This window comes from Corallococcus sp. NCSPR001 (assembly GCF_017309135.1).
Taxonomy (GTDB): Bacteria; Myxococcota; Myxococcia; order Myxococcales; family Myxococcaceae; genus Corallococcus.
Window position 1 is genome coordinate 6,458,233 of the sequence record NZ_JAFIMS010000002.1, and the last position, 26,494, is coordinate 6,484,726.

General features: G+C 69.1%; 26 protein-coding genes. 9 read left to right on the top strand and 17 right to left on the bottom strand.

Annotation, left to right across the window (positions count from 1 at the left end; all coding sequences use genetic code 11):
* Positions 1–31 precede the first annotated feature (31 nt).
* The 11 genes from rpsS to JYJ93_RS27895 form a co-directional block, all read right to left on the bottom strand.
* On the bottom strand, positions 32–319 hold the full coding sequence (gene rpsS, locus JYJ93_RS27845; RefSeq protein ID WP_014395864.1) for a 30S ribosomal protein S19: 288 nt from the start codon (positions 317–319) through the stop codon (positions 32–34).
* Positions 320–332: 13 nt separating this feature from the next.
* Positions 333–1,178 (bottom strand): 50S ribosomal protein L2, encoded by an 846-nt coding sequence (gene rplB / locus JYJ93_RS27850; RefSeq protein WP_120586477.1) that lies wholly within the window; start codon positions 1,176–1,178, stop codon positions 333–335.
* A gap of 37 nt (positions 1,179–1,215) precedes the next feature.
* On the bottom strand, positions 1,216–1,509 hold the full coding sequence (locus tag JYJ93_RS27855) for a 50S ribosomal protein L23 (protein ID WP_120523548.1): 294 nt from the start codon (positions 1,507–1,509) through the stop codon (positions 1,216–1,218).
* A complete protein-coding gene (gene rplD / locus JYJ93_RS27860) occupies positions 1,506–2,129 on the bottom strand; it encodes a 50S ribosomal protein L4 (protein ID WP_206797058.1) in 624 nt (207 codons plus the stop codon). Before rplD ends, JYJ93_RS27855 begins: the two co-directional genes overlap by 4 nt.
* A 51-nt stretch (positions 2,130–2,180) precedes the next feature.
* Complete coding sequence (gene rpsJ / locus JYJ93_RS27865) at positions 2,181–2,489, bottom strand: 30S ribosomal protein S10 (RefSeq protein ID WP_002633608.1); 309 nt, start codon at positions 2,487–2,489, stop codon at positions 2,181–2,183.
* Positions 2,490–2,684: 195 nt separating this feature from the next.
* Positions 2,685–3,875, bottom strand: coding sequence for an elongation factor Tu (gene tuf, locus JYJ93_RS27870; RefSeq protein WP_143901324.1), 1,191 nt, complete (start codon positions 3,873–3,875; stop codon positions 2,685–2,687).
* 139 nt (positions 3,876–4,014) lie between these two features.
* Complete coding sequence (fusA, locus tag JYJ93_RS27875; RefSeq protein ID WP_206797060.1) at positions 4,015–6,096, bottom strand: elongation factor G; 2,082 nt, start codon at positions 6,094–6,096, stop codon at positions 4,015–4,017.
* Positions 6,097–6,205: 109 nt separating this feature from the next.
* Entirely contained in the window at positions 6,206–6,676 is a 471-nt protein-coding gene (gene rpsG / locus JYJ93_RS27880; protein ID WP_014395858.1) for a 30S ribosomal protein S7, read from the bottom strand.
* A gap of 171 nt (positions 6,677–6,847) precedes the next feature.
* Positions 6,848–7,219, bottom strand: a complete 372-nt coding sequence (gene rpsL, locus JYJ93_RS27885) for a 30S ribosomal protein S12 (RefSeq protein ID WP_014395857.1) — start codon at positions 7,217–7,219, stop codon at positions 6,848–6,850.
* 220 nt (positions 7,220–7,439) lie between these two features.
* Positions 7,440–7,934, bottom strand: coding sequence for a ribosomal protein S18-alanine N-acetyltransferase (rimI, locus tag JYJ93_RS27890; protein ID WP_206797068.1), 495 nt, complete (start codon positions 7,932–7,934; stop codon positions 7,440–7,442).
* Positions 7,931–8,521 (bottom strand): hypothetical protein, encoded by a 591-nt coding sequence (locus JYJ93_RS27895; RefSeq protein WP_242543949.1) that lies wholly within the window; start codon positions 8,519–8,521, stop codon positions 7,931–7,933. Before JYJ93_RS27895 ends, rimI begins: the two co-directional genes overlap by 4 nt.
* 253 nt (positions 8,522–8,774) lie before the next feature.
* On the opposite strand from JYJ93_RS27895, the gene JYJ93_RS27900 reads away from it, so the two are divergent.
* The 6 genes from JYJ93_RS27900 to JYJ93_RS27925 all read left to right on the top strand — a co-directional run bounded on the left by JYJ93_RS27900 (position 8,775) and on the right by JYJ93_RS27925 (position 18,228).
* Complete coding sequence (locus JYJ93_RS27900; protein ID WP_206797072.1) at positions 8,775–9,956, top strand: J domain-containing protein; 1,182 nt, start codon at positions 8,775–8,777, stop codon at positions 9,954–9,956.
* Between the two features lie 81 nt (positions 9,957–10,037).
* Entirely contained in the window at positions 10,038–10,766 is a 729-nt protein-coding gene (locus JYJ93_RS27905) for a HEAT repeat domain-containing protein (RefSeq protein ID WP_206797074.1), read from the top strand.
* Between the two features lie 138 nt (positions 10,767–10,904).
* A complete protein-coding gene (locus JYJ93_RS27910) occupies positions 10,905–12,608 on the top strand; it encodes a hybrid sensor histidine kinase/response regulator (protein ID WP_206797083.1) in 1,704 nt (567 codons plus the stop codon).
* Positions 12,609–12,682: 74 nt separating this feature from the next.
* On the top strand, positions 12,683–14,404 hold the full coding sequence (gene argS, locus JYJ93_RS27915) for an arginine--tRNA ligase (protein WP_206797085.1): 1,722 nt from the start codon (positions 12,683–12,685) through the stop codon (positions 14,402–14,404).
* A gap of 14 nt (positions 14,405–14,418) precedes the next feature.
* Positions 14,419–16,974, top strand: coding sequence for a 1-acyl-sn-glycerol-3-phosphate acyltransferase (locus JYJ93_RS27920; RefSeq protein WP_206797096.1), 2,556 nt, complete (start codon positions 14,419–14,421; stop codon positions 16,972–16,974).
* 81 nt (positions 16,975–17,055) lie between these two features.
* Positions 17,056–18,228 (top strand): type II CAAX endopeptidase family protein, encoded by a 1,173-nt coding sequence (locus JYJ93_RS27925; protein WP_269012378.1) that lies wholly within the window; start codon positions 17,056–17,058, stop codon positions 18,226–18,228.
* A 37-nt stretch (positions 18,229–18,265) separates the two neighbouring features.
* Here JYJ93_RS27925 and JYJ93_RS27930 read toward each other — a convergent pair whose 3' ends face one another.
* The 3 genes from JYJ93_RS27930 to JYJ93_RS27940 all read right to left on the bottom strand — a co-directional run bounded on the left by JYJ93_RS27930 (position 18,266) and on the right by JYJ93_RS27940 (position 21,086).
* On the bottom strand, positions 18,266–18,481 hold the full coding sequence (locus JYJ93_RS27930; protein WP_206797098.1) for a DUF5818 domain-containing protein: 216 nt from the start codon (positions 18,479–18,481) through the stop codon (positions 18,266–18,268).
* On the bottom strand, positions 18,478–20,292 hold the full coding sequence (locus JYJ93_RS27935) for a S8 family serine peptidase (RefSeq protein WP_206797100.1): 1,815 nt from the start codon (positions 20,290–20,292) through the stop codon (positions 18,478–18,480). The genes JYJ93_RS27930 and JYJ93_RS27935 overlap by 4 nt, the downstream gene beginning before the upstream one ends.
* A 158-nt stretch (positions 20,293–20,450) precedes the next feature.
* Positions 20,451–21,086, bottom strand: a complete 636-nt coding sequence (locus JYJ93_RS27940; RefSeq protein WP_206797102.1) for an alpha/beta hydrolase — start codon at positions 21,084–21,086, stop codon at positions 20,451–20,453.
* A gap of 176 nt (positions 21,087–21,262) precedes the next feature.
* Here JYJ93_RS27940 and JYJ93_RS27945 point away from each other — a divergent pair, with 176 nt between their 5' ends.
* Genes JYJ93_RS27945 through JYJ93_RS27955 form a run of 3 tightly spaced genes read left to right on the top strand, consistent with a single transcriptional unit; the run spans position 21,263 to position 23,169 of the window.
* On the top strand, positions 21,263–22,201 hold the full coding sequence (locus JYJ93_RS27945; RefSeq protein WP_206797104.1) for a hypothetical protein: 939 nt from the start codon (positions 21,263–21,265) through the stop codon (positions 22,199–22,201).
* A 36-nt stretch (positions 22,202–22,237) separates the two neighbouring features.
* A complete protein-coding gene (locus JYJ93_RS27950; RefSeq protein WP_206797106.1) occupies positions 22,238–22,666 on the top strand; it encodes a hypothetical protein in 429 nt (142 codons plus the stop codon).
* On the top strand, positions 22,663–23,169 hold the full coding sequence (locus tag JYJ93_RS27955; protein WP_269012377.1) for a hypothetical protein: 507 nt from the start codon (positions 22,663–22,665) through the stop codon (positions 23,167–23,169). Before JYJ93_RS27950 ends, JYJ93_RS27955 begins: the two co-directional genes overlap by 4 nt.
* Before the next feature lie 64 nt (positions 23,170–23,233).
* Here the strand turns inward: JYJ93_RS27955 and JYJ93_RS27960 are convergent, their stop codons facing one another.
* The 3 genes from JYJ93_RS27960 to JYJ93_RS27970 are packed head-to-tail and all read right to left on the bottom strand — an operon-like array spanning position 23,234 to position 26,411.
* Positions 23,234–24,430 carry a class I SAM-dependent rRNA methyltransferase gene (locus tag JYJ93_RS27960; RefSeq protein ID WP_206797108.1) on the bottom strand — a complete coding sequence of 399 codons (1,197 nt, stop codon included), beginning with the start codon at positions 24,428–24,430 and terminating at the stop codon, positions 23,234–23,236.
* On the bottom strand, positions 24,427–25,272 hold the full coding sequence (locus JYJ93_RS27965; RefSeq protein ID WP_206797110.1) for an HAD-IIB family hydrolase: 846 nt from the start codon (positions 25,270–25,272) through the stop codon (positions 24,427–24,429). Before JYJ93_RS27965 ends, JYJ93_RS27960 begins: the two co-directional genes overlap by 4 nt.
* Entirely contained in the window at positions 25,269–26,411 is a 1,143-nt protein-coding gene (locus tag JYJ93_RS27970) for a hypothetical protein (RefSeq protein ID WP_206797112.1), read from the bottom strand. Before JYJ93_RS27970 ends, JYJ93_RS27965 begins: the two co-directional genes overlap by 4 nt.
* Positions 26,412–26,494: the final 83 nt, after the last annotated feature.

Sequence of the window (26,494 nt, forward strand, 5' to 3'; positions counted from 1 at the left end):
ATCTCCTCAGGCTCTCAGGCGTAGGTACGGGCTACTTGCCCGGGGCCTTGGCGACCTTCTTCTCCGCCGAGTGCCCGCCGAAGGTGCGCGTAGGAGCGAACTCGCCGAGCTTGTGGCCCACCATGTTCTCCGTCACGAACACCGGAATGAACTTCTTGCCGTTGTGCACGGCGAAGGTGTGACCCACGAACTCAGGGAGAATCGTGGAGCGCCGGGACCAGGTCTTGACGACCGCCTTCTTGTTCGCGGCGATCATCCCCTCGATCTTCTTGAGGAGGTGATCGTCAACGAACGGACCCTTCTTGATCGAACGAGCCATGTTTCAAATCCTCTTACTGGCTGCGCGCGCCCTGGCGGCGGCCGCTCACGATGAACTTGTCGGTGCGCTTGTTGGTGCGCGTGGTGAGGCCCTTGGTCTTCTTGCCCCACGGAGACACCGGGTGCGGGTTACCCTGGCCGGACTTACCCTCACCACCACCGTGCGGGTGGTCGACAGGGTTCATGGCCAGACCGCGGACGGTGGGCCGGATGCCCAGCCACCGGCTCTTACCCGCCTTACCGATGCGGATGATTTCGTGCTCGATGTTGCCCACCTGGCCGACGGTGGCGCGGCACTCGATGAGCACCTTGCGCACGGCACCGGAAGGCATGCGAACCTGGGCGTAACGGTCTTCCTTGGCCATCAGCTGGCCGGAGGTGCCCGCGGAGCGGATGACCTGGGCGCCACGGCCCGGCTTCAGCTCCACGTTGTGGATGACCGTACCCACCGGGATGTTCTGCAGCGGCAGGCTGTTGCCCGGCCGGATGTCGGCGGTGGCGCCGGCGAACACGGTGTCGCCCACGCTCAGGCCCACGGGGGCCAGGATGTAGCGCTTCTCGCCGTCAGCGTAGTGCAGGAGGGCGATGTTGGCCGTGCGGTTCGGGTCGTACTCGACCGCGACCACCTTGGCCGGCACGCCGTCCTTGTCACGACGCTTGAAGTCGATCGTGCGGTAGCGGCGCTTGTGACCGCCACCCTGGTGACGACGGGTGATGTGGCCGTGAACGTTGCGGCCACCCGAGCGCTTGAGCGGCTCGGTGAGGGCCTTCTCCGGCGAGTCCTTGGTGATGTCCGCGAAGTCGGACACCGTCATCAGACGGCGGGCGGCGCTGGTCGGCTTGTACTTCTTGATGCCCATGGTGTGTTCCTCTCAGGCGGATCTGTCGCCAGTGGCGTCAGACCGCTCCCCCTTCGAAGAGTTCGATCTTGTCACCTTCTTTGAGGGTGACGACCGCCTTCTTGAAGTTGGGGCGCTGGCCGATGCTCTTGCCCACCCGCTTCGTCTTGCCACGCACGATGTTGGTGCGAACACCCTCCACCGTGACCTTGAACAGGGACTGGACCGCGCGGGACACGTCGTGCTTCGTGGCCTTGCGGTCCACGATGAACGAGTACTGGCGGAACTTCTCCCGGGCCTTGTCCAGCTTCTCCGTGATGAGCGGGCCCTTGATGACGTCGTTCAGATTCATGACAGGGACCCCTCGAGCGTCTTCGCGGCGGCGGAAGTCAGGACGATGTGCGAGTGCTTGAGCACGGACTCGAGATTGAGACCCTCGGGCGGCAGCACGTCGAACTTCGCCAGGTTGCGCACGCTGCGGTGCAGGTTGGTGTTGCCACGCTCGTCGATGACCAGCGCGTTCTGGAGCTTCATCCGGCGCGTGAGCACCTCGAAGGCCTGCTTCGACTTCGGGGCGTCCAGCTTGAAGCCGTCCAGGATGATGAGCTGCTTCTCCCGGGCGCGCAGGGACAGCACGGCGCGCAGGGCACCGCGGCGGACCTTGCGGGGCGGCCGGTAGAAGTAGTCACGGGCCTTGGGGGCCATCGCCTTACCGCCGCCCACCCAGTGGGAGGCGCGGATCGAGCCCTGACGGGCGCGGCCGGTGCCCTTCTGCTTCCAGGGCTTCTTGCCGCCGCCGCTGACGAGCGAGGTGTTCTTCACCCCGACCGTGCCGCGGCGCCGGTTGATCTGCTGCATCTTCGCCACCTCGTAGAACAGGTGGGTGTTCGGCTCGGCGCCGAAGATCTCGTCGGAGAGCTCGATCTCCGACACCTTCTTCAAATCCAGGTCGACTACGTCAAACTTCGCCATGGCACTTTCCTCGGGGGTCAGAGTGAAACCACTCCGACGCCATCCCGCTTCCTAGGACTTGATCTCGACGTCAACGCCGGCAGACAGATCCAGCTTCATCAGCGCGTCCAGCGTCTGCTGGGTCGGCTCGAGGATATCGAGCAGGCGCTTGTGCGTGCGGATCTCAAACTGCTCGCGGCTCTTCTTGTCCACGTGCGGCGAACGCAACACGGTGAACTTGTTGATGCGCGTCGGCAGGGGGATCGGACCGGCCACCTTGGCGCCCGTGCGCTTGGCCGTCTCGACGATCTCCCCAGCACTCTGATCCAGGAGCTTCGAGTCGTACGCCTTCAGCCGGATGCGGATCTTCTGTGTCGCCATTCGCAAGAACCTCTTTGAACGACCTCTGGGAACCGTGAGGCGGTACGCCCGTCAACGCCTGGATTTCAGAGAACCGTTTCTTCGGAACGAAGGGGCGCGGTGTGTACCACCACACCCCGTGGGTTGCAACTGGATTCCCACCGGCTCCCCGGAACGGCCCCCAAGGGCCCTACCGGAGAGCTGGCAGCCTGAGTACTACGCGATGATTTCCGCCACGACGCCCGCGCCCACCGTGCGACCGCCTTCACGAACCGCGAACCGGAGCTCCTTCTCCATCGCGACCGGGGTGATGAGCTCCACCTCGATGGCGATGTTGTCGCCCGGCATGACCATCTCGACGTTGTCCGGCAGCTTCACCGTGCCCGTCACGTCCGTGGTGCGGAAGTAGAACTGCGGACGGTACCCCTTGAAGAACGGGGTGTGGCGGCCGCCCTCTTCCTTCGACAGCACGTAAATCTGCGCCTTGAACTTGGTGTGCGGCGTGATGCTGCCCGGCTTCGCCAGCACCTGGCCACGCTCCATGTCCTCGCGCTTGAGGCCGCGGACCAGCGCGCCGATGTTGTCGCCCGCGCGGCCCTCGTCCAGCAGCTTGCGGAACATCTCGACGCCCGTGACCACCGTCTTCTGCGTCGCGCGCAGGCCGACGACTTCGACTTCCTCGCCCACCTTGATGACGCCACGCTCCACGCGGCCCGTGGCCACCGTGCCACGGCCGGCGATGGAGAAGACGTCTTCCACCGGCATCAGGAAGGGCTTGTCCGTCGCGCGCTGCGGCGTCGGGATGTAGCTGTCCACCGCCTCCATCAGCTTCAGGATGGCCGGCTCGCCGATGTCGCTGGTGTCACCCTCCAGCGCCTTCACCGCGGAGCCGGGGACGATGGGGATGGTGTCGCCAGGGAACTCGTACTTCTTGAGCAGGTCCCGGACTTCCATCTCCACGAGCTCGCGCAGCTCGGGGTCGTCCAGCAGGTCCACCTTGTTCAGGAAGACCACGATGTAGGGCACGCCCACCTGGCGCGCCAGCAGGATGTGCTCGCGCGTCTGGGGCATCGGGCCGTCCGCCGCCGACACCACCAGGATGGCGCCGTCCATCTGCGCCGCGCCCGTAATCATGTTCTTCACGTAGTCGGCGTGCCCCGGGCAGTCGACGTGCGCGTAGTGACGGTTCTTCGTCTTGTACTCCACGTGCGCCGTGGAGATGGTGATGCCGCGCTCGCGCTCTTCCGGCGCCTTGTCAATCTGGTCGTACGCCAGGAACGTGGCGCCACCGGTCTTCGCCAGCACCTTGGTGATGGCGGCGGTCAGCGACGTCTTGCCGTGGTCCACGTGCCCAATCGTTCCGATGTTCACGTGGGGCAGGCTGCGATCGAACTTTTCCTTGGACATGAACCGCTCCTCACGACGCCGCCGGTGCGACCCCGGCGGTATAGGACTTCGGGAGAACTTCCGAAGGGTGCTGCGTGTGCTTCAAAGGCGCTGGAACGTCAACAGAATTCGCCCGGCGGCTTCCTCAGCGGGCGGGAGGTCAGTAGCTCGGGTTGAGCGCTGACTTCGGCGCCGGTGCGTAGTGCTTGAACTGCATGGTGTAGGTCGCCCTTCCCTGGCTCTTGCTCCGCAGGTCGGTCGAGTACCCGAACATGGCGGCCAGGGGCACCTCCGCCTGGATGGCCTGCACGCCGCCAGGCCGGGGGGTCATGCCCAGGATCTTCCCGCGCCGGCCGTTCAGGTCACCGATGACGTCGCCCATGGCGGCCTCCGGGGTGACGACCTCCGTGGCCATGATGGGCTCCAGCAGGACGGGGTTCGCCGCGCGGACCGCGTCCTTGAAGGCCATGGAGCCGGCGATCTTGAAGGCCATTTCCGACGAGTCCACGTCGTGCATGGAGCCGTCGTAGGCCTCCACCTTCACGTCCACCATGGGGTAGCCGGCGACGGGGCCGTTCTGCATGGCCTCCTTCGCGCCGTCGCGCGCGGCGTCCACGAACTCCTTGGACACGGCGCCGCCGGTGATGGTGCTGACGAACTCGAAGCCCTTGCCGGGCTCGTTCGGGGACACGCGCAGGTTGATGTGGCCGTACTGCCCCTTGCCGCCCGCCTGGCGGATGTACTTGCCTTCCGCCTCCTTCGTCGTGGTCACCGTCTCGCGGTAGGCCACCTGCGGCTTGCCGATGTTCGCGTCCACCTTGAACTCGCGCAGGAGCCGGTCGACGATGATTTCCAGGTGCAGTTCGCCCATTCCGGCGATGAGCGTCTGGCCCGTCTCCTCGTTGGAGCGCACGCGGAAGGACGGGTCCTCCATGGCCAGCCGCTGCAGGGCCTGGATGATCTTGTCCTGATCCGCGGTCGACTTCGGCTCGATGGCGATGTCGATGACGGGCTCCGGAAACTCCATCCGCTCCAGGATGATCTGCTGCTTGTCGTCACAGAGCGTGTCGCCCGTCGTGGCCAGCTTCAGGCCCACCACCGCGCAGATATCGCCGGCGTAGCACTCCGTCAGTTCATCCTTCTTGTCCGCGCGCATCTGCACGAGCCGGCTGACGCGCTCGCGCTTGCCCTTCACGGAGTTCCACACCGCCGTGCCCGCCTCCAGCTTCCCCGAGTAGACGCGCAGGAACGTCAGCGTCTGCGAGGAGAAGGACGGGTCGTTCATGATCTTGAACGCCAGCGCGCTGAAGGGCGCGTCGTCGCGCGTCTCGCGGATGGCGTCCTCACCCTTGGGCGTCTTGCCGTGGATCGGCGGGACTTCCAGCGGGCTGGGCAGGTAGTCCACCACTGCGTCCAGGAGCGGCTGCACGCCCTTGTGGCGGAACGCCGAGCCGCAGAACACCGGGAACAGCTTCAGCCCCACGCAGCCCTTGCGGATGGCGCCGCGAACCTCGTCCTCGGTGAGCTCGTCGCCGTTGAGGAACTTCTCCGTGAGCGCGTCGTCCTGCTCGGCGGCGGCCTCCAGCAGCTCCCCGCGCGCGGCCTCCGCGGCGTCGCGGTACTCCTCCGGGATGTCCACGACCTCGAAGCGGCTGCCCTGCTCCGCGTCCTGGAACACCAGCGCCTTCATGCGGACCAGGTCGATGACGCCCTTGTGCTTGTCCTCGGCGCCCAGGGGCAGCTGCATGCGCACGGGACGCGCGCCCAGCTTCTCCTTGATGGTGCCGACGGACATCTCGAAGTCCGCGCCCACGCGGTCCATCTTGTTGATGAAGCAGATGCGCGGGACCTTGTAGCGGTCCGCCTGGCGCCACACCGTCTCCGACTGCGGCTCGACACCGTTCACCGCGTCGAACACGGCGATGGCGCCGTCGAGCACGCGCAGCGAGCGCTCCACCTCGATGGTGAAGTCCACGTGCCCCGGCGTGTCGATGATGTTCACGCGGTAGCGCTGGCCCATCCGCTCCCAGAAGGCGCTGATGGCCGCGGAGGTGATGGTGATGCCGCGCTCGCGCTCCTGCACCATCCAGTCCGTGGTGGTGGTGCCTTCGTGCACCTCGCCCATCTTGTGGATGGCGCCTGTGTAGAACAGGATCCGCTCGGTGGTGGTCGTCTTGCCGGCATCGATGTGCGCCATGATGCCGATGTTGCGGTAGCGCTCGAGGGGGAACTCACGGGCCATGACTCGGTTCCTTCCGGACTTCTCTTAGGCTTCTGCCAGGGCAGATAAACAAAACCGCCCGGACGCTGGCAGCGCATCCGGGCGGCAACCGCGAAGCCCCTTTCGGGACCTACCAGCGGTAGTGAGCGAAGGCCTTGTTGGCTTCCGCCATCTTGTGCGTGTCTTCACGCTTCTTCACCGCGTTGCCGCGGTTGTTGGCGGCGTCCATGATCTCGCCGGCCAGCTTCTCCTGCATGGTCTTCTCACCGCGCGCCTTGGCGTAGGAGATGATCCAGCGCATGCCCAGCGCGACGCGGCGGTCCTGACGGACCTCCACGGGAACCTGGTAGGTGGCGCCACCGACGCGGCGGCTCTTCACCTCGAGGACGGGCTTGACGTTGTCCAGGGCCTTCTTGAACGTCTTGAGGGGGTCTTCCTTCGCGCGCTCCTCCATGAGGGCGAAGGCGCCGTAGCACACGCCCTCCGCGATGGACTTCTTCCCCTTGCGCATCAGGTCGTTGACGAACTTGGTGACGAGCCGGTCCTGGAACTTCGGATCCGGGAGAATCTTCCGCTTGGCGACTACGCGACGACGAGGCATCTCTTCCCTTACGCCCCACTCTCCTCGCCTGGAGGAAAGCCTTGTTCAGGGGCTTCAAGAACGACTGCTTGGGAACTTCCAGGGACACTCCCCAGGGTGTGGGGCCAGCGTCCGACACTTCTTCAGGTACCGCGAAGGTGTTCCGCGCCAACGACGCGCGGGAGAACCGGACTAGCTGGGGCGCTTGGCGCCGTACTTGGAGCGGCTCTGCTTGCGACCGGCAACGCCCACGGAGTCCAGCGTGCCGCGGATGATGTGGTAGCGAACGCCCGGGAGGTCCTTCACACGGCCACCGCGGATCATGACCACCGAGTGCTCCTGGAGGTTGTGACCCACGCCGGGGATGTAGGAAGTCACCTCGATGCCGTTGGTGAGACGCACGCGGGCCACCTTGCGGAGGGCCGAGTTCGGCTTCTTCGGGGTCGTGGTGTAGACGCGCGTGCAGACACCGCGCTTCTGGGGGCACTCCTTCAGGGCAGGGCTCTTGCCCTTGATGTTGAGCTTCTCGCGGCCCTTGCGGACGAGCTGGCTGATGGTCGGCACTGAAACCTCTTCTTCGTGGGAACCCCGCGTCCGGCTACACGAAAGCGGAGCATATCTACCTACAGGCTACACAAAAGGCCCGCGAGTATAGGGAGGGCCCCCCGGGTGTCAAGCATGGCCTGCCCCTGGGCCAGAACCGGCCAGAGGACCCGGGTGCATCCCTCACACCCGAAAAACCTGGGACTGCGACGACGGCCGGACGCTCTACTCCCTTAGGGGACTAGAAGTCGAGGACCATCACGATCGCGTCCTCGCCCTCGTCCGCGTAGTAGTTCGGACGGATGCCGACCGGCCGGAAGCCCAGCGAGCGGTAGAGGTTGAGGGCGGACTCGTTGCCCCGGCGCACCTCCAGGGTGGCCAGCGAGCAGCGGCGGGCCACGCCCCGGCGCAGGACTTCCTCCATCACGGTGCGCGCGACGCCCCGGCGGCGGTGTACGGGGGCGGTGGCGACGTTGAGGACGTGGACCTCGTCGTGGACGATCCAGAAGATGGCCAGGCCCAGCAGGGCGACGCCGCCTTCGGGCAGGGGCTCCTCCACGAGGAGGATGGTGGACCAGTCGTGCTGGAGCTCTCGCCCGAGCAGCTCCGTGGACCAGGGGTTCTTGAAGGACGCCTTCTCCAGCGCCATCACCGCCGGCATGTCGTCCACGGTCATCTGCCGGATCAGGAAGCCCTTCCCCTTGTCGGGCGTCCCGTCATCCCGCAGCCGTCTCATCGCCGTGCCTCCCGCGCGAAGGGCGCCACCCGCCGCACCTGCGCCGATTTGCGTACTTCAGCCAGGGCCTGGGCCGCCAGCTCTCCATAGCGCGCCCGGACCAGCTCCTCGCGGATGGCCGTGCGCGCCGCCTGGTCGAACTCACCGGGGTACAGGTCCCGGTGGGCGTCATAATGGTGACGGACCTCCGCCTCGCTCACCTGTGCCTTCAACCGGACCCGGCTGTCGAGGATTCGTTCCGCTCGCAGCCCCCGCGCCAGCACGGCCTCCAGGGCCTCGCGGTTCACGCCATGCCGGTCCAGGAAGCGCCGGAGCCCCTCCTCCCCGCCCAGCCTCGCACGGACGGCGTCCAGCCGGGCCTCCACCTCCGCCGGTTCGGCCGGGAAGGCCTGCAGGCGGTCCGCGCTCAGGACCTGGAGGCGCTGGTTGATGGAAAGCTCCAGCGCCCCCCGGAGCAACTGCTCGTCCAGGGGCAGGGCGGCCGCCTGCACGGCCCCTCGCTGGATCAGCGCCACCCGGGCCTCCATCTCCAGTTCGCTCTGGGTGAGGACCTGGCCTTCGATGACCGCCACGACGCGGTCCACCACCCTGCCTTCCTCCACGGCGGGAGCGGGCGGCGGGGGGGCGGCGTGGGCGGTCCCCCCAGACCCCAGGGCCGCGGGGAGCAGCCCGCACGCCAGCCACAGGGGGGCCTTCCGGCGGGCGCGCGGTGCTGGCATGGCCTTCCTCATCTTGCGGCGACTGTAACCATCGCGGTGCTGTCCGGACATCCCGTGCTGGCGCTCACCGCACCGCTGGTTACGTTCTCCCTTGTCGGGTACTGCACCACCCTAAAAACCTATGGCTGACGACTACTACCAGATTCTGGGCGTGCCACGGACGGCCTCGGCGGACGACCTCAAGAAGGCCTTCCGGAAGCTGGCGCGCCAGCACCACCCGGACGTCAACCCCGGCGACAAGGGGGCGGAGGAGAAGTTCAAGCGCATCAACACCGCCTTCGAGGTGCTGGGAGACCCGAAGAAGCGCGCGCTCTACGACGAGTTCGGCGAGGACGCGGAGAAGATCGGCTTCGACGAGAAGAAGGCCGCGGCCTACCGCCAGTACCGCGCAGCCCAGGCGGCCGGGGGCAGCGGCGGCGGCGGCATCCCCTTCAGCACCGAGGGCGTGGACCTGGGGGACCTCTTCAACGACATCTTCGGGCGCTCGGGTGGAGGCGGCGGGGCCGGCGGCTTCGACATCAACGACCTCTTCGGCCGAGGCCGGGGCGGCAGCCGGTCCACCGCGGCCGAGCGCGGCGATGACCTGACGACCCGCGTGCAGATAACCCTGGCGGAGGCCGTCACCGGCACCGAGCGCACGTTGACGCTCCAGCGGCCGGGCCGCTGCTCCAAGTGCCACGGCGAGGGCAACACCGGGAAGCTCGTGACGTGCCCCACCTGCAACGGCACGGGGCGGGCCCGGCGGGGCGGCGCCATGTTCGGTGGCTCCGGCGTGTGCCCCACCTGCCGCGGCAGCGGGAAGGCGCCGGAGCCCTGCTCCCAGTGCGGTGGCAGCGGCATCAAGGAGGAGACGACCCGGCTGACGGTGAAGATTCCGGCGGGCGTCGTCACGGGCTCCAAGGTGCGGCTTGCCGGCCAGGGCGCGGCGGGCATCCAGGGGGGCCCTCCGGGGGACCTCTACATCGAGACGGAGGTGGCCGAGCATCCGCTGGTCCGCCGCGAGGGCGACGACCTCTACCTGGACCTGCCGGTGACGGTGTCCGAGGCGCTGCTGGGCGGCGAGGTGCGCGTGCCTACGTTCCAGGGGGAGGTGACGCTGAAGGTGCCCGCGGGTTCACAGTCCGGCCGCAAGATGCGGCTCAAGGGACGCGGCGTGCCGTCGCTCCGGGGCGGCACTCCGGGCGACATGTACCTGCTGCTCCAGGTGAAGGTCCCCGAGGAGGCCACGGACGAGGTCCGGGCCGCCGCGGAGACGCTGGCGCGGGCCTACCGGGGCGACGTCCGCCGGGAGCTCGCGTTGTAGTTGTCGTTGCCACTTGTCCTGGAAGGCGCACCGTCCTACATGGCGCCTCCACTCTTCCGAATCCGGAGCGGGTACGTACCTATGGGTCTCTTTGATTTCCTCACGGGCGGCTCGGGCCCCGAAAAAGCCCTCAAGCTCAAGTCCAAGGTGACCCAGAAGTACGGGGAGCCGTCCACGCGACAGAAGGCCCTGCAGCAGTTGGGGGAGATGAAGTACCCCGAGGCCGTCACGGTGCTGCTCAGCCGGTTCACCATCACCGTGGACCCGCTCACCACCGACGCGGACGAGAAGGAGCACACCTTCGAGCTCATCAAGCACTTCGGCCAGGACGCCGTCGCGCCGGTGAGCGCCTTCCTCAAGACGAGCGATCAGGCCACGTCCTGGGCGCTGCGCATCCTCCAGGAGCTGCTGTCCGAGGACGCGCTCATGGGCGTCATCACCGACACGCTCCAGCACCTGTCCTCCCGCTACACGCGCGACCCGGAGAAGAAGGTCGTGCTGCTCCACCACGTGCTGGGCAAGCAGGACCCGCGCGTCGCCCCGGCCGTCCTCCCCTTCCTGGAGGACATGTCCGACGACGTGAAGATCGCCGCCATCAACGTCCTGGGCCCCTTGAAGCACGAGCCGGCGCGCGAGCCCCTGCTCCAGTTGCTCACCAACGACGACACCGCGCGCCGCGTGCAGACCGTGGCGCTGGCGGCGCTGGCGGAGAGCGGGTTCGCCGTGCAGGGCTACCAGGACAAGGTGCAGGCCGCCCTCGTGGAGCCCTACAGCCTGGACAAGGACGGCCGCATCCAGCGCCGGGCCTGAGTCATTCCTGGACCCCAGGCAGGGAAGCGGCCGGGGGGGCCGGGGGGCTGTCGGGCACCTGACACGCTCGGCGTTGATGGAGGGCACCGGGCCCCGGTGCGGTTCCCTCCCACGCGACACATGAAGCAGGATTCGCGCGTGCCATCGAAGAAGAAGGGTCCGCAGCTCGCAGAGGTGGTCCAGCTGCGTCCCGCCACCACCGCGAAGAAGGCCCCACCGAAGCGGGCGGCGAAACCGCCTCCTCCGGTGGACACCGACGCCGCCGCCCAGGCCTTGCTGGAGATGGGCCGGCAGCTCACCGACAACGCGGGCCCCACCGAGGCCCTGCGCGCGCAGCTGCAGACGCTCCACACGCTGCTCAAACCGAAGGTTTGCTACGTCGCGCGCCACTTCCCGTCGCGCAACCAGTTGCACGTGGAGCACGTGCGCGGACGCTACGACGAGCGCGTCACCGCCGCCGTCCCGGGCGAGGGCGTGGTGGGCCGGTGCTTCACCGACAAGGCGCTCCTGCGCGAGGACGACACCGTCGCCGTGCCCCTGGAGGGGCCGCAGGGCGTGACGGGCGTGCTCGTGGTGCTGGGCGCGCGCCGCAAGGCGTCCGACGTGCTGATGCAGTCGCTGGCGTCGCAGCTCACCGCCGCCTACGAGGTGGCCCGGCTGCGCGATGACAGCGCCCGCCGCAACAAGGACCTGCAGACGGCCATCGCGGGCCTGAAGAGCCTGGAGCAGAACCGCGAGGAGCTGCTCGGCAATGTGTCCCACGACTTGAAGAACCCGCTCACCACCATCAAGGCCTACCTGGCCATGCTGGGCCGGGAGAAGCTGGGCACGCTGACGGACGGGCAGCGCCGCGCGGTGCAGATCTGCGACCGGAACGCGGACCGGCTGCTCCAGCAGGTGAACGACCTGGTGCTGATGTCCCGGCTGTCGTCCGGGAAGATGCAGCTCAACCAGCGTCCCTTCGGCCTCAAGGCCGTGGCGGAAGAGGTGGTGCGGGGGCTGGGCGCCGTCGCGGAGCACAGCCGCGTGCGCGTGGTGATTCCCCCCTGCCCGGAGGTGTTCGTCCGGGGCGACCGCGAGCGCATCTCCGAGGCCATCCACAACCTCGTGGAGAACGGCATCCACCACAGCGAGACGGACGACGTCGTCGAGGTGAGCGTGTCGTCCAGCGAGGGCCTGGGCATCCTCACCGTGAAGGACTCCGGCCAGGGCATGACGGCGGAGGCCCTGGAGCACGTGTTCGACTCGTTCTACCGCGCGCAGCCGGGCATGCCCCGTCCGCCGGGCACGGGCCTGGGCCTGCCGCTGGTCGCCAAGATCGTCGCGCTGCACGGCGGCCGCGTGGACGCGACCAGCGTGCTGGGCGAGGGCAGCACGTTCCAGATGGTCCTGCCCCTGTTCGCGAGCGCCGTGAGCGCCCCGGCGGACGTGAACCAGGCCGCGCCCAAGGCGGGCGGCATCCTCCTGGTCGAGGACGACGTGGACTGCCGCGAGGTGCTGGAGCAGGTGCTGGAGCAGGAGGGCTACCGGGTGATGGCCACCTCCGGCGCCGCCGAGGCGCGCTCCATCCTGTCCCACATCCGGCCGGCCATGGTGCTGCTGGACCTGCGGCTGTCGGGGGAGGACGGACGCTCCGTGCTCCACTACATCCGCACCACGGAGTCGCTGGCGGACGTGGTCGTCTACATCATCTCCGGCGCGAGCGACGTTGCGTCCCTCACCTCGGGTGAAGGGCCGGACCGCATCGACGGGTACTTCGAGAAGCCGCTGAAGCTGCCCAAGCTGCTGGACACCGTGGCCTCGGTGGTGCGCCCCAAGAGCCGCGGCCCCGCCGTGCCCTGAACGACGCTCCGGCGCCTTCCCCACAGAAGAGGTGGATGGAAGGCGCCCCGCCTTGGGTAGTATCCGCGCGGTCCATGAGCACTTCTGTCTATAGCCGCTATCGCGCCGCGTTCGCCCAGGCCCTCGCTGGGGCGCTGGGTGTCCCCGCCGCCGACATCGAGCCCCAGGTCAAGCCCGCGGATCCCGCGCACGGCGACCTGAGCTTCGCCACCTTCCCCCTCGCCAAGGCGCAGAAGAAGGCGCCCCCCGCCATCGCCGCGCAGCTCGCGCAGGCGCTCCAGGTCCCCGGCCTGGAGGTCAAGGCCGTGGGCCCCTACGTCAACGCGCGCTTCCTCCCCCTCCCCTTCACCCAGGAGGTCATCGACGGCGTGCGCCTGGCGGGGCTCGCCTATGGCAGCGACGCGGAGGACGGCAAGGGCAAGACGGTGGTCATCGACTACTCGTCGCCCAACATCGCCAAGCCCATTGGCTTCCACCACATCCGCACCACGTTCCTGGGCCACTGCATCGCGAACCTGTACCGCGCGCTGGGCTGGCGCGTGGAGGGCATCAACTACCTGGGTGACTGGGGCAAGCAGTTCGGCCTCGTGGCCGTGGGCTTCCAGGAGTACGGCGACCCGGCGCGCATCGACGACATGGCGCACCTGGTCCAGGTGTACGTGCAGGCCAACAAGCGCGCCGGTGAGGACCCGGCCTTCGACGAGAAGGCCCGCGAGTTCTTCCGCCGCATGGAGGCCAACGAGCCGGAGGCGATGAAGCTCTGGAACCAGTTCCGGGAGACGAGCCTCAAGGGCTTCAAGCGCGTCTACGCGCGCATGGGCATCGACTTCGAGCACATCGAGGGCGAGAGCCGCTACCAGGGCAAGATGGACGCGGTCATCGACCAGATCGCGAAGAAGCCCGGCGTGAAGGAGTCCCAGGGCGCCATCATCGTGGACATGCCCTACGCGGACGGCGAGCCGCCCGTGCTCCTCAAGAAGAACGACGGCAGCACGCTCTACGCCACGCGCGACCTGGCCGCCGCCGAGGACCGCCACGCGCGCTTCAACTTCGACAAGTCGCTCTACGTCGTCGCGCAGGACCAGGCGCTGCACTTCCGGCAGGTGTTCCGCACCCTGAAGGAGATGGGGCAGCCGTGGGCGGACATGTGCGTGCACGTGCCGTTCGGCCGCATCCACGGCATGAGCACGCGCAAGGGCCAGGTGGTGGAGCTGGACCAGGTGCTGGACGAGGCGAAGGAGCGCGTGCTCCAGCGCGTGAAGGAGAACATCGCGCAGGGCAACCTGGAGACGGCCGACGCGGACGCGCTGTCGGAGCAGATCGGCCTGGGCGCCATCGTCTTCGGCGACCTCAAGCACAACCGCGCCAGCGATTACACGTTCGACTGGGACGAGGTGACGAGCCTGGAGGGGCACACGGGGCCCTATCTCCAGTACGCGCACGCCCGGTGCGCGAACGTGCTGCGCAGGGGCGGCGGCGTGCCCACGGCGTATGATCCGGCGCTGCTCACGCTCCCGGAGGAGCAGGCCCTGGTGCGCGAGCTGATGCGGCTGCCGGACACGGTGAAGGCGGCGGCGGAGCTGTACGAGCCCAGCCTGGTGGCGCGCCTGCTGCTGGACGTGGCGGCGGCGTACAGCCGCTACTACACGGCCGGCAACAAGGACCGCGACAAGCGCATCCTCGTGGAGGGGAATGACGCGGTGCGCGCGGCCCGGCTGGCGCTCACGGACTCGACGCGCATCACCTTGGCGGCGGGGCTCACCTTGCTGGGCATCCCGACGCCGGAAAACATGTAGCCTGGGGGGCTGCGATGGACACCGCGCTGGCGCAGGTCGCGACGCAAGGAGAGGCCTTGAAGGAGGAATTCGGTCCCATGTCCCGGGTGCTCGGGGCTCGGTACTTCGACGGGGTGCACTTCCCCCCCGAGGCCGAGAACGAGCTGCGCGCGCTCAGCGCCCGGGGCTTCGTGGTGCACGTCATGCGCACCACCGCGTGGATCAACTTCCTCTACATCGCGTGGGCCATGGTCCGCCGGGCCATGCCGCCCATCCGCGCGGTGGTGAACCTGCGTCCGTGGTTCACCCGCCCCTGGCGCCAGACGGCCCAGGGCGGCGCGGTGGAGGAGCGCTTCCGCTACGCCCGCGAGCAGGGCGGCAGCGGCCTGGTGTTCCTGCGCCGCACGGCGCTCCTGCACGCCTCCGGCAAGGAGACGCGCGAGGACCCCTTCCCCGAGCTGGTGCGGCTGGCGCGCGGCTCCGAGCGCCCGGTGTTCCTGGTGCCGGAGCTGTTCGTCTGGGAGAAGCGCCCCGCGAAGCTCAAGCCGGGCTGGCGCGACGCGCTGTTCGGGAGCCCGGAGGCGCCGGGCTTCGTGCACTCCATGGTGGCGTTCTTCCGCAACTACAAGCGCGCGCAGTTCCGCGTGGGAGAGCCCATCGACCTGCGCAAGTTCATCGAGGAGAACCCGGGCGTCAGCGACGAGGTGCTGGCGCGCAAGGTGCGCAGCACGCTGCACGTGTTCCTCGCGCGGGAGACGCGCGCGGTGTTCGGCCCTCCGCAGAAGCCCACGGACCGGCTGATTGAAGAGACGCTGCGCGACCGGCAGCTGCGCAAGGTGCTGGACGAGCACGCCGCCGCCACGGGCCGCAAGCCCTCCAGCGTGTACCGCGAGGCCCAGCGCAACCTGGAGGCCATCGCGGCCAAGCCCAACCCGTCCGTGCTGGCGCTCATCGCGCCGATGCTGGAGTGGGTGTTCAACCGCATCTACGACGGCATTGGCGTGGACGAGGCCGGCCTGCACCGCGCGCTCAAGGCCGCGGGCAAGGCGCCGGTGGTGCTCTGCCCCAGCCACAAGAGCCACGTGGACTACCTGGTGATGAGCTGGGTGCTCTGGAACCGGGGCTACACCGCGCCGCTGGTCGCCGCGGGCGCGAACCTGTCCTTCTGGCCCCTGGGCGTGCTGTTCCGCCGCTGCGGCGCGTTCTTCCTGCGCCGCTCGTTCAAGGGCGACAAGGTCTACGCCGCGTCTTTCAAGGCGTACATCAAGAAGCTGGTGCATGACGGCATCCACCAGGAGTTCTTCCCGGAGGGTGGCCGCTCGCGCACGGGCAAGCTGCTCACGCCCAAGCTGGGCATGCTCACGTGGCAGGTCGAAGCGGTGCTGGACGGCGCGCGCAACGACCTCTACTTCGTGCCCGTCTCCATCGACTACGAGAAGGTGGTGGAGTCCGACAGTTACTCGAAGGAGCTGGCCGGCGGGGAGAAGAAGCCAGAGGACCTGAAGGCCCTCTTGAGCGCGCCCAAGGTGCTGGCCGCGCGCTACGGCCGCATCCACCTCACCTTCGACGAGCCGCTGTCGCTGGTGGAGTTCATGAAGGCGCGTGGCCTGTCGCCGCAGGAGCCGGTGACGGACGAGCAGAAGAAGGGCCTGGTGCGCGCGCTGGGCAACCGCGTGATGTACGGCATCAGCAAGGTGTCCACCGTCACGCCGCACGCGCTGGTGAGCGCGTCGCTGCTGGCCCACCGCCGGCGCGGCCTCACCCAGCGCGAGCTCACGGACCGGATCAGCCTGCTGCGCCGCATCGCCTCCGAGGACGGCGCGCGGCTCTCCAAGGAGCTGGCCAACGCGCCGAGCAACCCGGAGACGCTGGGCCCCATCCAGGACGCGATGCGCGAGTTCATCTCCGACGAGATGGTGCAGACGCGGGAGGCGCGCGGCGAGGTCAGTTACCAGGTCGAGGACTCGCGCCGTCCGGAGATGTCCTTCTACAAGAACACGCTGATGAACCTGGTGGCCGCGCGCAGCCTGGTGGCCAACGCGCTGCTCGCGGGCACGCCAGCGCCGTACGACACCGTGAAGGCCCGCGCGCTGTTCCTGTCGCGCCTCTTCAAGGTGGAGTTCATCTACCGGGTGGGCGCGTCGTTCGACACCATCTTCGCCGAGTGCGTGGAGCGGCTCGTGCGCATGGGTCTGGTCATCCACGAGGGCGACACGCTCACGCGCGCGCCGGAGGCCCACGCCCAGCCGGACCTGGAGTTCCTGGCGGACCTGCTGCGTGACTTCCTGGAGGCCTACCTGCTGGCCGCCATGACGTTGCCGGACGTGGCCGCGGGCGTGGCCACCGACCGCAAGACGTTCGTCAAGCTGGCGCTGGAGACGGGGCGCGGCGAGTACAACGCCGGCCGCATCACCGCCGCGGAGTCCCTGGCGAAGACGACGCTGGAGAACGCGGTGGAGTACCTGTTGGATCAGCGCATCCTCGTGGAAGAGGACAAGAAGCTGCGGCTGGGCGACCCGGCCTCGGCGGCGGAGCTGCCCCGGAAGAACCCGCTCGCGGAGGAGATCCGCGGCTACCTCCACCGGGCCTGACGAAGCTCCTCGCAGCGCCTCGAAGCGAACGCGGCACCCCACCCCTCTCCGCCTGACGGAGAGGGGGCAGGAGACGACACGGTGGACGAAGCCCCCCCTTCCAGCGACCCGCGGCCGGCGGAGGCCCCCGCGCCGCTGTCGCCGCCCCACCCCGTGCTCGCCGCGGCCCTGGCCTTCGGGCTCTTCATGACGGTGGGCGCCGTCACCCAGCTGCTCAACCCCGCCTTCGGCGTGTGGTTCACGGAGGTGTTCCTCTTCCTGGGGCTCGCGTGGATCATGCTGCGCCGCTCCGGGTACCGGCCCGCGGCGTACGTGGGCTTCACGCCGTTCCTGGGCGCGCCCACGCTGTTCGGCTTCCTGCTGGGCGTGGCCAACTTCGTCGGCGTGGTGGTGCCGGTTCAGTTCCTCGCGCAGAAGGTGGCGCCCGCGTGGCTGCGCGAGATGTTCGACGCCTCGCGCCTCTTCGAGGGCCAGACGCCGGTGGAGCTGGCGCTGCTGTTGGGCGGCGTGTCCGTGGCCGCGCCGCTGTGCGAGGAGTTCTTCTTCCGTGGCCTCTTCCAGCGCTCCCTGACGCCGCCGGCCCCCGCGTCCCCCTGGCGCGCGTTGATCATCTCGTCCGTGGTGTTCAGCGCGTTCCACCTGGATCCGGTGGGCTTCCTCGCCCGCGTGGAGCTGGGACTGCTGTTCGGCTGGCTCTTCTGGCGCACCGGCTCGCTGTGGCCGGGCATCGCGGCGCACGCGGCCAACAACATCGTGTCGTCCGCGCTGTTCCTCATCGCCACGCATTCGAGGCTCGCGAAGGACGGGGCGACGGACGACGTGACGGACTGGCGCGCGGTGCTGGGCCTGGTGCTGGTGGGCTGGACGGCGCTGCTCGGACTGCGCGCGGCCTCCCGGCACTTCCCCGCCGTGTGGGGACGCGGCACTCCGCCCGGCGACGAGGAGGTGCGCGCCACGAAGCCCGTGCCCCTCTTCGCCCTCCAGTTGCTGCCCTGGGTGACGGCGGCCACGCTGTCCCTGGTGGGGCTGGGCCTGGTGGATGGACGTGGCGTGTCATTGAGCGTCTACGACGTCCAGCACCCGGTGGATCCGCTGCCCAAGGACGCGGACCCGGCGCTCAAGGCCGAGCGCAAGGCCATGCGGCAGCTCCGTGACGCCGTCCGCAAGGGCGAGGTGCCCATGGAGGCCTACGAAGAAGAGCGGCTGCGCCAGTCGGAGGCCCATGGCCCCGGCAAGAACAAGCCCCGCCGCTGAGGCCCGGAGGGATGGCTCCCCCCGGGCACCACCCCTGTCACTCTGCCTTGTACGAGCTGACGTGGAACACCGGCCCCACCATGGCGGTGGTGACGGCGTCGCTCTGGATGCTGCCCTCGGCGGAGATGCGCTGACCGTCCTTCTTGATTTTCCGGTCACCGCCCGCGAGCTGGTACGTCCGGCCGTCGTCGGCCTTCAGGACCCACACGCCGCCCTCCAGGTCCTGGTACTGCACCGTGCCGGAGAGCTTCATGCGTCCTCCCGCTTGAGCATCGCGCGGGCGATGACGAGGCACACCACCGTGTTGAAGCCGAGCCACGGCTTCGCCAGGAACGTGAAGGGCATCCACGCCAGCGCCGGAGCGCCCACCCACGCCGCGTAGGCCAGGAAGCCCGCGAAGCCCAACGCCAGGCCGCCCACCGCCGGCCGGAAGCCCCGCCACGCGATGGCCGGCAGCGACAACACCAGGGGGATGAGCGCGCTGTAGAAGAGCGGGTTCACCGCGCTCCGCCCGAAGATGATCTTCTGCCAGTCCGGGATGGGCAGCGCCGCGACGCTCACCACGTCCTGGGCCGCGCCCGCCGCCCCCGCGAACCAGGTGCGCAGGAAGAAGAAGCCCACCGTGGAGAGCACCAGCGGCACGAGGAACGCCGGGCGGAAGAGCACGTTGAGGTAGCCCGGACGCTCGCGGCCGCGCAGCGTGAGCAGCACCAGCGCGAGCAGCGCGGCGGCCCAGCCCAGCGCCGGCCACCGGGGCGAAGCGCCGTTGAAGGCCTTCAGCGAGGCGTTCGCGTTGAGGACGCCATGGCCGTACTCCTCCGACCAGGCCTGGTTCTCTGTCGCCCGGGCGCCCGCGTAGAGCGCCTGCTCCACCTCGTCCGGCGTGGTGGCGCCCGCGCCGTAGAGCATCGCGGCGACGGCGGCCACGTGCGGCGCGGCCATGCTGGTGCCCTGGTACCAGGCGTAGATGGAGCGCGACGGGTCGCGCGGGTCGATGGTGTTCTGCAGGATGCCGCCCGAGTCGCCCTGGCGCTTGTCGCCACCGGGCGCCGCGATGTCCAGCTCCTTGCCGTAGGACGAGTACGGCGCGCGCGTGCCGGACGGGCCCACCGCGCTCACCGCCACCGCGCCCGGGTACGCCGCGGGGAACTCCACCCTGCCGCGCCCGGTGTTGCCCGCCGCGGCCACCACGGTGACGCCCTTCTTGCGCGCGTAGTCCACCGCGCTGGCCATGACCTGCGAATACAGGCCACCGCCCAGCGACATGTTGATGACCTTCGCGTCGTGGTCCGCCGCGAAGCGGATGGCGTCCGCGATGTCCGCGGAGGTGCCGCTGCCGAAGTGGTTCAGCACCTTGAGCGGCATCAGCGTCGCGTCGAAGGCCACGCCCGCCACGCCCTCTCCGTTGTTGGTGGCCTGCGCGATGGTGCCCGCCACGTGCGTGCCGTGGCCGTGGTCGTCGTTGGCGTGCTCGTCGTCGTTGACGAAGTCATAGCCCTTCACGAACGACACGCCCTTCAGGTCCGGCACCTGCTTGAAGTCGTCGTAATCCTCGTAGGCGATGCCCGTGTCGATGACCGCCACCACCACGCCCTTGCCCCGGTTGCCGTCCCAGGCCTTCGGCATGTCGATCATCCGGAGGTTCCACTGGGACTCGAACTGGGGGTCGTTCGGCGTGTAGCTGGTGCGCACCTGCATGAGCGGCTCGGCGGACTCCACGGCCGGGTTCTGGCGGATGCGCTGGAGCACGTCCTCCACGTCGTCCACGCCCACCGCCAGCGTGACGCCCGTGCGGGGGCCCTCCAGGGAGTTGAACTCCAGGTCCACGCCCCACTCCTGCTCCCAGGCGTCGAACTGCTCCTTGGTGGTGCCGTCCTTGAAGTCCACGACGATGGCGCCGGACACCACGTCATCCGAGCCCTCCGCCACCGCCCGGGACACCTCCGCCCGGGCTGCCGCCAGGTCCTCCCCGGCCGGCGCCTCCGGCTCCCGCGACGCGGAAGCGCACGCCGAGGCCGACAGGGCCAGCGCCGCGAGAACCACGTTCCATCGCCTCATCCGCATCGGGACACTCCTTGAACGAAGACGCCTCGAAGACCCACTACGAACGCACGGCGGGACGATTGGGTCTGCGCTTTCAGTCTGTCCGCCTCCCGGCCGGCCGTGCAAGGCGCCGGGGATGAAGAAAGGTGAAGAAGTCCAACGGTTTGCACGCCAACGCCCTACCCGCCCGACAGGCGCTGGAGCCACGCCGCCGCCGCCCGCCCCACCTGGGGAAGGTTGCGATGGAAGGTCGCCCCGGCATCGTCGATGACCTCTAAATCGCCCCCGGCCTCCGCGACAGCCGCAGCCAGCGCCGCCCGGGGCACCCGGGTGTCCTGTGCCCCCACGATCACCAGCAGCGGACACGACAGTCGCACGAGTGACAGCGGGTCCACATCCGGCGCCACCAGACACAGTCCGCCCACGGCCGGGTGCCGCTCCTGGAGCGCCAGCGCCACCCGGGCCCCGCCGTGCAGGGACGCCACCGCGAGTGCCGTCGTGCCCGCGTTCTCCAGCGCCACGCGCATGGCGGCCTCCGCGTCCTCCACCAGCGCCCCACCGGTGCCCCGGACGCCCTGGCTGGCCCCCACGCCCCGGTGGTTGAAGCGCAGGGTGGGAAAGCCCGCCCGCGCCACCGCGAACGCCAATTCCGCCGCCAGGACGTGATCCATCCCGCCCCCCTCCTCCGGCCGGGGCGGGAGGATGAGCAGCGGCGGCGACTTCTGGCCCCGGTGCACCGTGCCCTCCATCACCGCGCCGTCCGAGCCCACGGGGATGAGCGTGGAGCGCTCCAGGAACTGACCTTTCTGGACCATGGCCCCACCATAATCCTCCCCTCCTGTCCTACCCGGCCCGACTTCCGGCAACGCAGTGCGTTGCACACATTCCGTGACCTGCTCGCAACTTTTCGGCGCTTCGGGTGAGAATGGATCAACGCAGCAAGCTTTCCCTCCCCCCTTCAATAATCCGCACACCGCAGGAGCCTCAAGCCATGGGAACCATCGGGCGCACCTCCAACAACACCATCGCGCGCACCACCACGACCACGGGGACCGGCGCGGCCGCCCCTGCCAAGACGGCCACCCCGGTCACGGCGAAGCCGGCCAACACCGTGAAGGACGGCTTCGACACCAAGGCGTCGAACAGCGCGGTGCGCACCGCGGCCCCGGCGGCCGTGTTCACCGCCCCGGCGGGCGCGAAGGACAAGGCCTATGACGGCAAGATCATGGGCAAGGGCGGGCAGGCCTTCGACGCCAGCACCCCGCTGAGCCAGATCCCGGCCTACGAGCCCAAGGGCGGCGTGAAGCAGCCGGGCACCATCATCTACGTGAACGGGATGATGACGGACAAGGCGGGCCAGGAGACCACGATGCAGGCCATCGCGGACAAGACGGGCCAGAAGACCATCGGTATCCACAACTCCACCGAGGGCTTCTTCAAGGACCTGGGCCAGTGCATCACGGACAAGATGGACAAGGGCAAGAACCCGGCCGTGGACACGCTGGCGGACTCGCTCTACACGGAGCTGAAGGCCGGCCGTGACGTGCACCTGATGGCGCACAGCCAGGGTGGCCTCATCACCAGCCGCGCGCTGAACGACGTGGCCAAGCGGCTGCGCATCGAAGACGGGCTGTCCCCCGCCCAGGTGCAGGAGAAGCTGGGCAAGGTCTCCGTGGAGACCTTCGGCGCTGCGGCGGCGACCTACCCGGACGGCCCCAAGTACGTCCACTACGTCAACGACAAGGACCCCGTGCCGGGCCTGTTCGGTCTGGGCACCAGCGGCAAGGGCCCCCTGGACCTGCTCAAGCACGCGGGCAAGGACGCGAAGATCCGCTACTTCTCCGAGAAGAGCATCTTCTCCGGCGCGCACAACATCAACGACACCTACCTCAACCAGCGCGTCCCGTTCGACCAGGCGCGCGCCGGTTAGTTCTAATCCCGGGTCCGGACTGGTATGACTGCACGTATGACGCTCGAAGAAGCCCAGCGACTGGTGCAGTCATTCATCCGGGCCCACGGAGGCGATGCGCAGGCCTCCGGGCTGAACGCGAAGGGATTTGGCGGCGCCGCGCTCGGCGACGCGCAGGTCTACTTCGAACACATGAAGGACTCGGGGGCGCTGAAGTGCAGCGCCCTCATCTACCGCTTCCGCGACGCGCCCCGGCCGGGCGTCATCGACGGGTTCCGTGACGAAGAGAAGAAGGGCACGGACGCCGGCGGCGGCAAGGTGGACTACGAGACCGAGAACAAGTCCCTCTTCCTGAGCCGCACGTACGGCGTGGTGCCGTCGGAGCAGCAGTTCAAGGAAGACGTGGACCGGCTCGTGGAAGCCAGCCTCGTGTGGGGCGACGAAGTGTTCAACCGCGTCGCGGACCGCGTCATCCCCGCGAAGTGATCAGCACGTTCTCCAGCAAGATTCAGTGGCTGCTGTCCTCCATGGGCCTGGCGCGTCCCGCGCCGCCCTCGGGGGGGCCGATGACGCGCGACGCGGCCCGGCAGTTGGTGAAGTGGTACCTCCAGACGCAGGGCGCCGGCGTCACCGAGGGCCTCAACGAGCAGGGGCTGGGCGGCATGATGAACGGCGAAGGCCAGTACGCCTTCGAGCACGTCGAGTCGCCCCCGGCGCTCAAGTGCAGCGCCCTCATCTACCGGTTCCGCGAACCGCCCAAGCCCGGCATCATCGAGGGCTTCCAGCAGCAGCAGGAAGAAGGCACGGACACGGGCGGCGGCAACGTCGACTTCGAGCCCGACACCGGCAATCTCTTCCTGACCCGCACCTACGAAGTCGTGCCGGACGGCCGCGAGTTCACCCGCGACCTGGACCGGCTGGGCAAGGCCAGCGTCGTCTGGGGCAAGGACGTGCTGGACCGCGTGGCCCACAAGGTCTTCGGCACCTGAGCACTCCCGAGCACCACCGGAGGCGCGCCCCATGTCAGGCGCGCCCCGGGGCCGGGCCCTGCCGCTACACCGACTGCATCACGTAGAACTTGAGGTACTTCCCTTCCGGGAACTGCAGGCGCACGGGGTGGTCCGGCGGCTGGTAGCGCTCCTCCACGAGCGCCAGGTCCACGCCGGCCTTGAAGCCCGCCTCGCGCACGGCGCCCATGAACATGTCGCCCGTCACGCGCGCGGAGCACGACGCCGTGGCCAGCAGGCCTCCGGGACGCAGGAGCGCCAGGGCCTGCCGGTTGAGGGACGCGTAGCCGTCCACGGCCGCCTCCACCGCGCGCTGGCTCTTCGCGAAGGCGGGCGGGTCCAGGATGATGAGGTCGAACGTGCGGCCCTCCTCCTTGAACGACTGGATGAGCGCGAACACGTCCGCCGCCAGGAAGTCGTGCTTCGCCGCCGGCAGCCCGTTGCGCGTGAAGTTCTCCCGCGCCAGGGCGATGGCCTCCGGATCCTGATCCACGGAGAAGACGCTGTTGGCCCCGCCCAGCGCCGCGTTCACGGAGAAGCCGCCGCTGAAGCTGAAGCAGTTGAGCACGTCCCTGCCCTGCCCCAGCCGGCGGATGAGGTAGCGGTTCTCTCGCTGATCCAGGAAGAAGCCCGTCTTCTGCCCCTTCCACGCGTCCACCAGGAAGATGGCGCCGCGCTCGCGGATGGGGATGAGCTCCGGGGCCTCCTCGCCCCACAACATCTTCCCGCTGCCGCGCCCGTCGTCCTCCTCCACGTCGTCGCGGCCCACCTCGTCGCGGCCGAGGATGCCCTTGAGGCCCGGGACGCCCGCCTTCAGCGCCTCCACGATGAGGGGACGGTACGGGGTGAGGCCGGCGGAGTAGAGCTTCATCACCGCCCAGCCCGCGTACAGGTCCACCACCACGCCGGGCAGGCCGTCGCCCTCGCCGTGGATGAGGCGGTAGCTGTCCGTGTCCTTCAGGTCGATGAGCGCCGTGCGCGCGGCCAGGGCCCGCTGCACGCGCTGGGTGATGAAGCGCGAGTCCACCGTCTCGCGCGAGTCCCGCGTGAGCACGCGCACCGCGATGGCCGAGTGCGGGTCGTAGTACCCGCGCGCGACGAACTTCCCGTTCTCCGTCAGGTCCACCACGCTGCCGGCCGGAATCCGCGGCGTGTGCTCCAGGGCCTTGCGGAACACCCAGGGGTGCCCCGCACGCAGGTGACGCCCCAGGCCTCGGGCCAGCTCCAGCTTCACGACATTCACGTTGAAACTCCTCGACTGCGACTGCGGGCCGTCCGGCGGCGGGCGAGGAGGGCGGAAGCCAGCTCCTCGAAGCCCCGCCCCTCGGGCGCCCGGGTGATGAAGGCCGGCGGCGCGTCGATGCGGTCCAGCACCGCGCGCACGTTGGCCACGCCCACGCCCAGCTTGAACGCCTGGAACATCGGAGCGTCGTTGAAAGAATCCCCCGCGTAGACGTACCGGCCGTCCGCGGGGTCCAGCTTCTCCCCCCACGCCACCTTCGCGAAGCGGCGCGACGCGGAGAGCTTGTCGAAGCGGCCCAGCCAGCAGTTGACGTGGACGGACGAACGCACCGCCGTCACGCCCCGGGCCCTCAGCAGCGACTCGATGCGGGAGGCCCCTTTGTCGCCCAGCCGGGCCTCCTCGTTGTAGTCCACCGCCAGGTCCACTTCCGTGTACCGGCTGTCCACGGACAGCCGCGCGCCGGGCACCTGGGCGAGCACGCGCTCGACCTCCTTCTCCAGGCGCTGGCGGTTCGCCACGCGCTGGGCGGACGGCTCCAGGTACACCTTGAGCAGCTTCCCCCTGGCGTCCTTGAGGAAGAACAGCCCGCCGTTCTCCACGATGACGCCGTCCACGGGGAGCTGGCGGGCCCACGCCTCGCCCCACCCCGCCGGCCTTCCGCTCACCAGCACCACGCGCAGCCCGGACGCGGACAGCTGCTCCAGGGACCGCACCGTCTGGCTGCGCAGCTTGTGGCCCGTCGTCAGCGTGCCGTCCACGTCGGTGAAGACGCCCTGCACGCCGGACAGGTCCGCCTGCCGCAGGGGGCGCGGCTCCACGGCCTTCCCATTCGCTGGCTTCACATCACGTCCAGTTGCGCGAGCTGGGACTGGAAGGACTCGATGGTGGAGAGCAGCTCCGGCCCCGTGAGCGTGGCGAGCTTCAGCTTGCGCGCCTTGCGCAGGAACGCGTCCATGGTGGGGTCCCGGCCATAGAGCGACTGCGCGCTGGCCGCGGCCTCCGCCAGCGCCTTCGCGGACGCGACCGGATCCTTCTTCGACTGCATCAGCGCGCGCTCCAGCCGCACGCCGCACGCGGCCCACACCTCGCGGTCGTGGAGGATGAGCAGCTGGCGCTGGTTCACCGCGGACAGGCTCCGCACCAGCTCATCCAGCCCTTCGGTCACCGTCAGCAGCCGCGCCTGCTCGGGGGCGGACTCGAGTGCGAGCGCGCCAATCTCCGCGCGGGCCTCCACGATGTGGCGCTTGTCCTGCGCGCGCAGGTTCCGGTACGCGGCGGTGCGGCCGAAGGCGTCCAGCTCCGTCTGGAGCTGCTGCGCGTTCCACAGCACCTCCTCCGGCTTCGCGTCGCGCACCTTGTTGAGCCGCGCCGTGACGATGCGCGACAGGTCGGACGTGATGGCGCGCACCGTGACGGCCGCCTTCACCTCCGCCTCGTAGCCGGGCACCACCTGGGCGCGGGACACCTCGCCGAAGGTGCTCGCGGACTCGAAGACGAGCTGGCTCATCTGTTCGCGGTAGTCGGACCGGAAGCGTTGGATTTCCGCCAACAGCTGCCAGCGGTCGCTCACCACGGACGGGTTGCGCATGGCCTCACCCAGCTGGGTGATGCTCTGGGCCAGCCGGGCCATGCCCTCCTGGAGCATGGCGGGCACGTCCCCGGGGCCCTTGCCGGACGCGGCCGGCGGCGGCGTGCCGGGGAACTGCTCCCGGATGACGTTGAGCAGCGCGTTGACGTCCATCACCGTGTCGCGGATGACGGGCGCCATCTCCTCCCAGAGCGACAGGTCGGGGCTGGCGTCGACGACGGGCGTCTCGTACTTCACCAGGTCCAGGTCGCTCAGCCGGGAGATGGCCTGGGCCGCGGCGAGATACACCGCTCGCAGCCGCGCGGCGAAGGCGCGGTCGGGCAGCGACTGGAGGATTTGTTCGAGCCTCGGGGTCAGGGAGGCCGGCGGTGGATTCTCGGCGGCAGCGGACACGTTGCCCCCACTCTACCGCTCGACATCGCGTCCGGGGAGTTCTAGCAAGCGTCCCGGGCCCGAGAGGTGGGCCGGGGAGTCCA